Raw genomic sequence first — 9899 nt, forward strand, 5'->3', positions numbered from 1 at the left:
AAACGAGTGCAGGCCCAGACCACCCACCACCAGGGTGAAGAGGATCGGGATCAGGCTGACGCTCAAGTAGCCGACCACGCGCAGCGGCTCGCCCAGGAACAGGAAGGCAAACTGGTGCCCCACGAAGAAGCCAGTCGGAATGGCAATGACTCCGGTGAGGAGCCAGCGGGTCATCGATTTGAATCGCCCGAAGGCGCGCGTGTACCGCAGCAGCAGCACGCAGGCCACCATCGTCAGGTGCCGACGATGGACTTGGTTGTTGGCTACAAGAGGACAAATACCTCTCCGATTCTGAAGCTGTTGCTCTCGAAAATGGATGCGTTGACGCAGGCGTTGCGAAGAAATTGGCGTGATTCGGACTGTTCGAGAAGAGGGGGAATGGTGATGATGAGTTCCCTTTGTTCCACCTTGCCAGGGCCTTGCACGTTTCACCTGGTCCCCAACTTTCGGGCCCCTTTTTGGCCGGACTACCCTGTGGGCGCGCGCTAGTGCCTCGATATCCGCATGCTCCCTCCTCCTATTTCTCGCTTGACAAAGTAACAGAGCTGTTCCTACCATTAAAGAAAGTTACAGGTCAGTTACTTTGTGGAGAATAGCGATGCGCGTTATAGGAGGAGCGACTTACTCAGGCTGTCCCAGGACATCGTCAAAGTGGAAGGGGGCGCCACTGCCCGTGGCCAGCCGGTCGGGGCGACAGAGATCGTACTCACCGTCCGCTTTATTCATCGGATGCGCCGTGCTGGTTTCGAACGGGGCATCCGTGGCGGCGAAGACATCGCGCTCGCGCTCTAATCCATTGCGTAACGCTGGGACTGAATCATGAATCAGTTGAGCGAGCGCTATCTGGAAGATTTTGCAGTGGGACAGACGTTCGGTTCAGGGCGGCTGAAAATCGACAAGGAACGGGTCCTCGCGTTCGCTGCCGAATTCGATCCACAGCCCTTTCACCTCGACGAGGCGGCGGCCCGCCGCTCGATTTTCGGTGGACTGGCCGCCAGCGGCTGGCACACAGCTGCCGTGACGATGCGGCTGCTGACAGAAAGCGAACTCAAGCCGGCCGGCGGCATTATCGGCGCTGGCCTCGACGAGTGCCGCTGGCCCCGGCCGGTGCGCCCCGGTGATGAATTGCGTGTCGAGTGCGAGGTGCTCGAGGTGCGACCGTCAAAGTCCCGTCCGGAGCAGGGCCTGATCAAACTCCGAACGACCACCTTGAACCAGGACGGCGAGGCTGTGCTGGTCCACGTCGTGAACCTCGTCGTGCCGCGCCGGAATCAACATTCGAGTTGACACCGCAAAGCGGGACGAATTCGCGGCAATGAATCCGACCGTGCCGCCGCAAGAGGCACGCCCCTTGGGATCGGAGTGACTATGAACATCGGTTTTATTGGCTTGGGTGTCATGGGGCAGCCCATGGCGCTCAATCTGGCCCGCGCAGGCACACAACTCATTGTCTGGAATCGCTCCGCTGACAGAAGCGAGTCTTTGCGAGCGGTGGGCGCTACCGTCGCGACGAACCCCGCCGAGATATTTAAACTGAGCCGCGTGGCATTCCTGATGCTCGTCGACGGCGACGCAATCGACGCCGTCCTCGGCCGCGGCACCTCGCAGTTCAACAGGAACGTCGCGCACCACACGATCATCAACATGGGGACGACCTCGCCCGACTACTCGCGTGGACTCGAAGCCGACATTCGCAACACCGGTGGCACCTACGTGGAAGCGCCCGTCTCGGGCTCGCGCAAGCCCGCCGAGGCAGGCCAGCTCGTGGCGATGCTGGCGGGCGAACACGCGGCCGTCCAAAGCGTTCGCGCTCTGCTCGAGCCAATGTGCCACCAGACGATTGTGTGCGGCGCGGTTCCGAGCGGGCTCCTCATGAAGCTCGCGGCTAACCTGTTTCTGATGACCACGGTCACCGGCCTTGCGGAGGCGACTCATTTTGCCGAGCGGCATGGTTTGGACATGCAGCAGTTTCGCGCCATCGTGGACGCCGGTCAAATGGCAAGCGACATTTCACGCGCGAAAATTCTCAAGCTGGTGATGCGTGACTTCGATGTCCAGGGGTCGATCACCAATGTGTTAAAAGTCAATCAATTGATTGCGGAAGCGGCCAGGGAAGCCGGAGTCGCCTCGCCGCTATTGGATGTCTGCCATGCGCTATTTGGTGAGACGCAGGCGTTGGGGTACGGCCAATCCGACATCGCGGCCGTCCTCTGCGCACTCGAGGCAAGAACCAGTTCCAGCAACTGAGGTGTTTGCGATAAAGCGAAGCACGGAGAAGATGGCGCTTGACGCGAAGTGTTGTCGGGTCGCGCGGTATCGTTTGTGTTGAATTGACGCGATTCTGATTTTTCAATCTCAACTTCGTCGTGGCGAAGTTTATTTCGTATCGGTATATGCGTTCCTGGTCACCAGCCATCAGCGCGATACGCTTAGCCGCTCCCGGAGGCTTTGAGGGGGACGTCCAAATACGCGCATGAATGCTCGTCGCATTCGTTCCGGATCGCCAAATCCGGTTGCATATGCAACCAGCTCGATTGGCTCCCTTGACCCACGGATGCGCTCACTTGCGACTTCCAGCCGAAGGCGCTCCACCACTTTTGCCGGCGTTTCGCCTGTTTCAGACAAGAAGGCGCGCGTGAAATGCCTCTGGCTCATGTTCGCCTGCGCAGCCAAGACTTCCACTGTCAGGTCCATGTTCAGATTTTGCCGGATCCAACGGAGCAAAGGTCTGAATCGTCCCGTCGGTGAATTGAGTTTCAATAGTTCCGAAAACTGAGATTGTCCTCCGGACCGGCGATAGTAGATCACGAGTTCCTGCGCTATCTCGCGAGCGAGATCTTCACCATAGTCGTCAGCTATGATCGCGAGCGCTATATCAATCCCGGCGCTAACGCCGGCGGAAGTCCAGATTTGGCCGTCTTGTATGAAGACTCTGTCAGGTTCGAGCTTAACGTCAGGATATTGCTCGCTGAAATGCCGAGATCGTCGCCAATGCGTCGTTGCGCGCAGTCCGTTAAGAAGTCCTGCTTCCGCAAGTAGGTAGGTTCCGGAACAAACGCTCACGACTCGACAACCGCGGCCGGCCACTGCCTGGATGAACTTAATCGTTCTTTCGCACTTGGATGCGGCAATGACGCCGACGCCGCCAGTAACGAACAGGGTCGTAATCCGGTCATCAAATCCCTGTGTTCGAAGTTCGATTCCTGCCGAACTGCGAATGCTGTCTGACCCTTCCGACATCACCGTGATCGGGATGCGTGTCGATAACAGACGGGCGGCGGTTTCAAAGACCGAGATTGGACCGGACGCGTCAAGAAGTTGAAAATCAGGATACACCAGGACGCCGATCATGAGCGAGACCTTGGGCGGGTGTTCATGGCGAGAGTCTCCTAGCATTTGGGTGTGTGCACACCTATAATAGTTCAATGATCCAAATTTGCAAATGAGGCGTGCACCGTGGTCCGTGAAGTGATGAGGAAGGTTGCGGTAGGACAGGGTGTTGCGAAGGGCTAAGGCAGGCGATCGCGCGAGAGTTTGGACCCAGGGGCATTGGCGCGGCGGTGACCATTGACGGCGCGGTGAGCATGCCGGCGATTCACCGGATGATGCCGGACCTGGTGGCGAGTCTGCCGCCTGACGGGATGCTGTGAACGGAAGTTAATGATCAGGGAAATCAAGACGCCAAGCATGACCGTGTCCGTTAACGAGGGAAAATGGGCGTTCTTGATTTGAGGGAATCGTGACACTATGTCTATGCGAGTTCATGTCCTGGCTTATCAGTTATGCAAATTAAAGGAGACAAGCCCATCATGTCAGCGACCAAAGGAAACAGCGCCCCATCTTTCGCCCTCGCCGAGGGATACTACTACGAGAATGGCTGTACCGTCGCAAGCAAAGTCCACTTGACGGAAAGGAACTACGGCACGAGGCGCACGTTCTTTTTCATATGCGATCCGACGGCGGTCCAGGCAATTTTGCCCGACGGCTGGGTTCTTCGTATCACCGCCGAGCCTGAATTTCATCTCATGGTGCATTTCAACGATTGGCTACACACTTCACATGCCGACGATACGCCCCACTTAGTTCAAGCCCCTCCATACGTGGGCTTTCTGGTTCCAGTTCAAAACAGCTTTCTAAAGCGATCCGGCATCATGCAAGTCTATGGCTTTGCCGCAGGCAGTCACTACACAGGCGGCCCCTACAAGGCGTATCGTGGATGTACTTATTCGCATGCTTCGCGGTTTGACACGAACGGCCTTGATGTTTCATGGACACACGATCAATACACAATCGGTTCGCTCAACTCCGAGGGTGTGTTCGAGATATCGATCGCTCACCAGAGAACCGTAGTCGCCCGGGCTATCACGGGGCGACCAAATCTGGCTGTATTCTCCCCTTACGATAATTCCATTGAGCGATATTACTCGGAAGACCTGGTGCTTGAGCGGCCGCTGGCGCCTTTGCTTGGGTTGTCCAACGTGAAGGAGTTCAGCTTGACCTGGACATTGCCCGACCTGAAGGACGTAATGGCATCCGCTCAGCTCGTCGCGATGAATTACAACCCGGCTTACATGCGCGAAGTGTTTGAGCGCGACTAGTATTTCAATATCAGTAGCGCCGGCTCGCACTCGTACAACTGCGGTCGTTCCTCTTCCCGTTAGCCTGATCGCCATCTCGTATATTTCGAGCTATATCTTGCGCAGCAATCCGCATTTTTGAATGGGGGACGCCTTGTATCCTCTGTCATGATTCCATGCAAGGAGCCGTTGCAATGTCTGCTTCATCCCTGATCAAGATCGCGATTCTCGATGATTACCAGAACGTCGCGCTGAGCATGGCAGACTGGTCGCCGTTGAAAGATCGTGCCGACATTACCGTGTTCGACAACCATGTCTCAGAGCCAGCCGAAATCGTCGCTCGTTTGAAACCGTTCGACGTCGTCTGTGCGATGCGCGAGCGCACGCCGTTCTCGCGAACGATCATCGAGAGTCTTCCGAAACTCAAGCTGATCGCGTCGACCGGACCGGGGGTTACATCGATCGATATGGAAGCTGCCGCAGAACATGACGTCGAAGTCCGCCACACCGGCTACTCGTCGGTGCCAACGATCGAATTCACCTGGGCGCTGATTCTCTCCTTGGCACGCAACATTAGGCAGGAAAACGAATCGCTTCGTCACGGCAGCTGGCAGGTATCGCTCGGCACCGAGCTCGCGGGCAAGACGCTCGGCCTGCTTGGTCTCGGTTCCGTGGGTGACGGGGTGGGCGTGATCGGTCGCGCTTTCAGGATGAACGTCATCGCTTGGAGCCAGAATCTCACTGCCGAGCGCGCGCAAGAAAAAGGTGTGCAGCTCGTCAGCAAGGACACCCTGTTCTCGACCTCGGATTTCCTGTCGATCCATGTGCGTCTGAGTGAACGCACGCTGCGTCTCGTTGGCGCAGCTGAATTGGCACAGATGAAGCCGACAAGCCGGCTCATCAACACTTCGCGCGGGCCGGTCGTGGACGAGGCGGCGTTGCTCGCGGCACTCAGGAGCAGACGGCTTGCTGGCGCTGCGATCGACGTGTACGACGAGGAACCGCTCAACATTGCTCATCCGTTTCGCTCACTGCCGAACGTGCTTGCGACGCCGCATATCGGCTACGTTTCAAACGAACTGTATCGCAGGTTCTATGGCGATTCCGTGCGCAACATCGCGCAGTGGCTCGATGAGACTGCGCGGTTGCGCATTGCCTGATGTGCATCATTGCGATCGAGAGTCCAACACGCCGACTGTGGAATCTACGGCAACGCGTCACCTCGTCTTCGAGGCACTTCGCCGAACCACTAGGCCAACAACTTGATGGCGGCGTCGACGAGGTCGGCACGCAGATCATCTGGCTCCGCGATCAGGCCGCAGACGTACGCGCCGTTGATGAGCAGCGCTATCTGAGACGCGGTGCGGTTTGGATCACCGACGCCCAGCCTGGCAACGATGGTTGCGAGCCTCGCCCGCATTTCCTCCTTGTTGTTCCGGGCAATGACCCGGCCAGGATGGCTGTCGTCAGGAAACTCCGCCACCAGGTTCAGGAACGGACAGCCGCGATAAGCGGGGCGCCCGATCCGCTCCGCTATTCCAGACAGCAACGCCACCAGCAAAGCGCGCGGGTTATCAGCGTGCAGCTTTTCAGTGCGATCCCACCACACCCAGAATGAGCGATCTTTTTCGGCGGCGAAGGCGGCGATCAACGCGTCCTTGGAGTCAAACAGGCGATAGAGACTCGTTTTCGACACGCCGGATTGCTCGACGACCGTGTCGACACCAATGGCACGGATGCCCTCGCGGTAGAACAACTCGCTTGCCGTCGCGAGGATACGCTCGCGCGCACTCACTTCGCCCTTTGGCGGGGCGCCCCGCCGGGGTCGGGCTCGTGCCTTCATATTCGCAAGCTCCATTCATGTCGATTTTCTGGTTGACAAAGTAACAGGTCTGTAACTAATCTTCAAGTTACAGACCTGTTACTTTATGGAGAGCGACGATGCGTGCGATCGAGGCGAAATCTTTCTCGGGCTATGACGGGTTGTTACAGACCGATTTGCCGAAGCCGAAACGGACAGCGGGCAGGGTCCTGGTCCGTGTTACAGCCGCCGGCGTGACGCCGCTCGATCACACGATCGTCTCAGGTGGACACCCTCGGGCCAAAGCGCCGCTGGTGCCTGGCAACGAGGGCGCCGGTGTCATCGAGGATGCTGGTGATTCGGGGCTTGTGGTGGGCAGTCGCGTGATGTTCACAGGACCCTACGGCGTTCGTGAGAATGGTTCGTGGCAAGAATGGATGCTGGTGAGGCCCGATGATCTCGCGCTCGTGCCCGACGCGATCGACGACGTAGTCGCGGCCAGCCTTCCAGTGGCCTGGCTGACGGCGCAGATCGCACTGACGCTGGCCGGATTCAAGCCAGGCATGAGGGTGCTGGCTCCGGGGATCGGCGGATCGGTTGGCAACGCGACCTATCAACTCGCGCGGGCGCAGGACGCCGGCACGGTGATTTCGACGGCCGGCAGTGCGGCGAAAGCCGCCAGGGCGCGCGAGCTTGGGTTCGAGCATGTGGTCGACCTGAGCGCAGAAGGTCTCGCCGACGGCGTTCGCCGGATAACGGACGGCAAGGGCGTCGATATCGTCATCGAGAGCATCGGCGGGAGCGTGACCAGTGAGGCGCTAGCTAGCCTTGGTCCCGGTGGTGTCGTGATCACGTTGGGCTACTCCGCTGGACGCAAAACCACGATCGATGTGACGGACCTCATCTGGAAGCGCGCGCGTATCGAGGGCTTCTCTCTGTTCTCCCAGTCACCGAGTGTGGTTGCTACCGCGTGGCGGGACATCATCCCGCTGATCGTGGGCGGATCCGTCAAGCCGATCGTCGAGAGGGTCTACCCCCTCGTCGAAGCAGGCGAAGCCCTGCGTCACCTGATCGAGGATCGGCCCTTTGGCAAAGTCATTCTAACGATGTGACCGAAGTGACAAGCGGACATTCACAGCTCCCGCCGCGATCTCGGTGCCTTAGTTCGAGCGTGTCAGACGATGAGCGTTCGAGGTTTCCGCGACGCGATGCAACCCTAAGGAGGTCGTTATGTTGAATTGGCAGGTGGGCTCGGTGAAGATAACCTGTGTGCTCGAGATGTTGATGTCGCTCCCCTACGACCCGGAGAGCTTCTTCTTGCGGGACGCGACGCCGGAAGCACTGGAGGCCAGCCCATGGCTCTATCCGCACTTCGCCAACGCCGATGGTTCCCTCAACGTGTCCGTCCAGGCCCTGCTAGTGGAGGCGCCGGGGCTGAGGCTGATGGTCGATACCTGCATCGGCAACGACAAGCCGCGCCGTCTGGTGGGCGGAAACTCGCTGGCGACGCGGTTCCTGCAACACCTCGCGGATGCGGGCTGGAGCCGCGACGATGTCGACGCCGTGATCTGCACTCACCTGCACGTGGACCACGTGGGCTGGAACACCATGTTGGTGGACGGCAAGTGGGTCCCGACCTTCCCCAAGGCGCGCTACCTGATCGGCAAGCGTGAATTCGAGCATTGGAGCAACGAGGGCGACGAGGAGCAGCAGACGATCATGGGTGACAGCGTGCGGCCGATCTTCGACGCCGGCCTGGTCGACCTGGTGGAGATGGATCATCGCATCTCGGCTGAGGTGCGTCTAAGGCCAACCCCCGGCCACACGCCAGGCCATGTCAGCGTGATGATCGAATCGGAAGGGCAGAGCGCCGTGATTACAGGCGACATTGCCCACCATCCCTGCCAAATGGCCCACCCCGAGTGGGCCACGAGCCTCGACAGCGACACTCAGGCCGCGACGGCTACCCGCGTGAAGTTGTTCGCCGAGTGGGCCGACCAGCCGATTCTGGTCATCGGCACCCACTATGCCACACCGACAGCCGGACGCGTGAAGCGCGACGGGGCGGCGTTCCGGTTCGAGGTCTAGCGGGCCGGACGGCCAAGGAGATGATCGATGGGCCGACCAGCGTTGGTCGGTATGTGCAAACGATCCTCGAATGCAGCGGAGCCTGGGCGCTGCCTTATTTTTGGCAGCCGACCGCTAGCCTAGAGGCACTGCCAGTCGGAATTATCAATCAACGGAGTAATTGCTATGGGTAAGTTGCAGGGAAAGGTAGCCGTCATCACCGGCGGCTCGTCGGGGATAGGCTTCGCCGCCGCGAAGCTCTTCGTCGCCGAGGGCGCCTACGTCTTCATCACCGGCCGTCGCCAGAAGGAGCTCGACGAAGCCGTGAGGGTCATCGGGGACAATGTGACTGGTATCCAGGGAGACGTCGCCAATTTGGCTGATCTCGATCGTCTCTATGAGAATGTCAACGCGACAGGGCGAAGAATCGACATCGTCTTCGCCAACGCCGGCATCGCTGAGTTCGCCGCCCTGGGCGATATCACCGAAGCGCATTTCGACAACCTGTTCAGTACTAACGTGAAAGGCGTGCTCTTCACCGTCCAAAAGGCCCTGCCGCTCTTGAATGATGGCGGGTCGATCATTCTCACGGGCTCCGTCGCGAGCGTCAAAGGGACGCCTGCCTTCTGGGTATACGGCGCGACCAAGGCGGCCATCCGCAATTTTGTGCGGGGATGGACCGTGGAGCTGAAGGACCGTCGCATCCGTTCAAACGTCCTTAGCCCGGGCCCAATCGATACCCCGGTCATTGATCAGCAGCCTCAGGATGCTATTGCGAGGATTTTATCTACCATCCCGATGGGACGCATGGGGGAAGCCGACGAAGTTGCCAAAGCCGCCCTGTTTCTCGCTTCGGATGACTCGAGTTTCGTCACGGGCATCGAGCTCTTTGTCGATGGCGGCAGAGCGCAGATCTGACGCACTCGCGTTTTTCCGCAACGGATTGGCTGAACCACTGCCGGCCAGCAGCATGGCAGTGGCTCAGGCCTTGTTGGCAATCCGGCATGCAATGGGCGGCGCAATCGCGCCGGCAACACCGGCAAGCGCAACCCACGCGATGCCTTGTTGCAACTCTCAATTCAAGCTGATCGCGATAGTGTGATAGTGTCGCTCTTCTGCTTACAGAACCTCAAACACGCTATAACCGGGCCGTACTTGAAGCGGTGAACCGTGCCGACCGCAATGATCCGATTTAGAAATTCATACTTTCCGGCAGGCGCTTCGAAGATCGGGTTGATGCGGAAGTAGTAGCTGGCGGGTCGACTCCTTCGCCGCTTTCCAGCCGCGCGATGACATCGGGCGGGCCGTGGCGCACGCCGCGGTAGGCCATCGTAATGTTCGTGCCGTCGTCGGTCTGCAGGATCAGGCGCACATCGAGCGTCGTGCTGCCGTCGCTGCGTACGGTCTGCCAGTCGCTGCCGCCGTCCAGCACCTTGCCGCTCAGCCGAACACGC

Annotated in this window: 10 protein-coding genes and 1 pseudogene; 7 read left to right on the forward strand and 4 right to left on the reverse strand. The window is 59.2% G+C overall.

Features of this window, described 5'->3' with window-relative positions; all coding sequences use genetic code 11:
• Positions 1-219: hypothetical protein (locus AWB68_RS04000; RefSeq protein WP_160109955.1), on the reverse strand; the 219-nt coding region annotated here is incomplete at its 3' end.
• A 600-nt stretch (positions 220-819) separates the two neighbouring features.
• Here AWB68_RS04000 and AWB68_RS04010 point away from each other — a divergent pair.
• Together AWB68_RS04010 and AWB68_RS04015 are read left to right on the forward strand one after the other, a co-directional pair.
• The gene (locus AWB68_RS04010) at positions 820-1287 is read left to right on the forward strand and encodes a MaoC family dehydratase (RefSeq protein ID WP_087643069.1); all 468 of its coding nucleotides are present in this window, start codon (positions 820-822) and stop codon (positions 1285-1287) included.
• Positions 1288-1368: 81 nt separating this feature from the next.
• Entirely contained in the window at positions 1369-2247 is an 879-nt protein-coding gene (locus tag AWB68_RS04015; RefSeq protein WP_087643070.1) for an NAD(P)-dependent oxidoreductase, read from the forward strand.
• 168 nt (positions 2248-2415) lie between these two features.
• Here AWB68_RS04015 and AWB68_RS04020 read toward each other — a convergent pair whose 3' ends face one another.
• The gene (locus tag AWB68_RS04020) at positions 2416-3351 is read right to left on the reverse strand and encodes a GlxA family transcriptional regulator (RefSeq protein WP_087643176.1); all 936 of its coding nucleotides are present in this window, start codon (positions 3349-3351) and stop codon (positions 2416-2418) included.
• A 458-nt stretch (positions 3352-3809) separates the two neighbouring features.
• On the opposite strand from AWB68_RS04020, the gene AWB68_RS04030 reads away from it, so the two are divergent.
• Both AWB68_RS04030 and AWB68_RS04035 read left to right on the forward strand, forming a co-directional pair.
• Positions 3810-4598 (forward strand): hypothetical protein, encoded by a 789-nt coding sequence (locus tag AWB68_RS04030; protein WP_087643071.1) that lies wholly within the window; start codon positions 3810-3812, stop codon positions 4596-4598.
• Between the two features lie 173 nt (positions 4599-4771).
• Positions 4772-5737, forward strand: coding sequence for a D-2-hydroxyacid dehydrogenase family protein (locus AWB68_RS04035; protein WP_200828622.1), 966 nt, complete (start codon positions 4772-4774; stop codon positions 5735-5737).
• A gap of 89 nt (positions 5738-5826) precedes the next feature.
• On the opposite strand, the gene AWB68_RS04040 is transcribed toward AWB68_RS04035, so the two are convergent.
• Positions 5827-6420 carry a TetR/AcrR family transcriptional regulator gene (locus AWB68_RS04040; protein ID WP_087643072.1) on the reverse strand — a complete coding sequence of 198 codons (594 nt, stop codon included), beginning with the start codon at positions 6418-6420 and terminating at the stop codon, positions 5827-5829.
• Between the two features lie 98 nt (positions 6421-6518).
• Here AWB68_RS04040 and AWB68_RS04045 point away from each other — a divergent pair, with 98 nt between their 5' ends.
• From AWB68_RS04045 to AWB68_RS04055, 3 genes are all read left to right on the forward strand, one after another.
• A complete protein-coding gene (locus AWB68_RS04045) occupies positions 6519-7490 on the forward strand; it encodes a quinone oxidoreductase family protein (protein WP_087643073.1) in 972 nt (323 codons plus the stop codon).
• Between the two features lie 118 nt (positions 7491-7608).
• Complete coding sequence (locus AWB68_RS04050; protein WP_200828623.1) at positions 7609-8466, forward strand: MBL fold metallo-hydrolase; 858 nt, start codon at positions 7609-7611, stop codon at positions 8464-8466.
• Between the two features lie 165 nt (positions 8467-8631).
• Positions 8632-9363 carry an SDR family oxidoreductase gene (locus AWB68_RS04055; protein WP_087643074.1) on the forward strand — a complete coding sequence of 244 codons (732 nt, stop codon included), beginning with the start codon at positions 8632-8634 and terminating at the stop codon, positions 9361-9363.
• Positions 9364-9524: 161 nt separating this feature from the next.
• On the opposite strand, the pseudogene AWB68_RS49260 reads toward AWB68_RS04055, so the two are convergent.
• Positions 9525-9877 (reverse strand): annotated as a pseudogene (locus AWB68_RS49260) (DUF3237 domain-containing protein).
• Positions 9878-9899 lie beyond the last annotated feature (22 nt).

The organism is Caballeronia choica, assembly GCF_001544535.1.
In the GTDB taxonomy this organism is placed as follows: domain Bacteria; phylum Pseudomonadota; class Gammaproteobacteria; order Burkholderiales; family Burkholderiaceae; genus Caballeronia; species Caballeronia choica.

Coding starts and splice junctions, on each gene's coding strand:
- AWB68_RS04010 (WP_087643069.1), top strand. CDS start 820: ATGAATCAGTTGAGCGAGCGCTATCTGGAAGATTTTGCAGTGGGACAG.
- AWB68_RS04015 (WP_087643070.1), top strand. CDS start 1,369: ATGAACATCGGTTTTATTGGCTTGGGTGTCATGGGGCAGCCCATGGCG.
- AWB68_RS04020 (WP_087643176.1), bottom strand. CDS start 3,351: ATGATCGGCGTCCTGGTGTATCCTGATTTTCAACTTCTTGACGCGTCC.
- AWB68_RS04030 (WP_087643071.1), top strand. CDS start 3,810: ATGTCAGCGACCAAAGGAAACAGCGCCCCATCTTTCGCCCTCGCCGAG.
- AWB68_RS04035 (WP_200828622.1), top strand. CDS start 4,772: ATGTCTGCTTCATCCCTGATCAAGATCGCGATTCTCGATGATTACCAG.
- AWB68_RS04040 (WP_087643072.1), bottom strand. CDS start 6,420: ATGAAGGCACGAGCCCGACCCCGGCGGGGCGCCCCGCCAAAGGGCGAA.
- AWB68_RS04045 (WP_087643073.1), top strand. CDS start 6,519: ATGCGTGCGATCGAGGCGAAATCTTTCTCGGGCTATGACGGGTTGTTA.
- AWB68_RS04050 (WP_200828623.1), top strand. CDS start 7,609: ATGTTGAATTGGCAGGTGGGCTCGGTGAAGATAACCTGTGTGCTCGAG.
- AWB68_RS04055 (WP_087643074.1), top strand. CDS start 8,632: ATGGGTAAGTTGCAGGGAAAGGTAGCCGTCATCACCGGCGGCTCGTCG.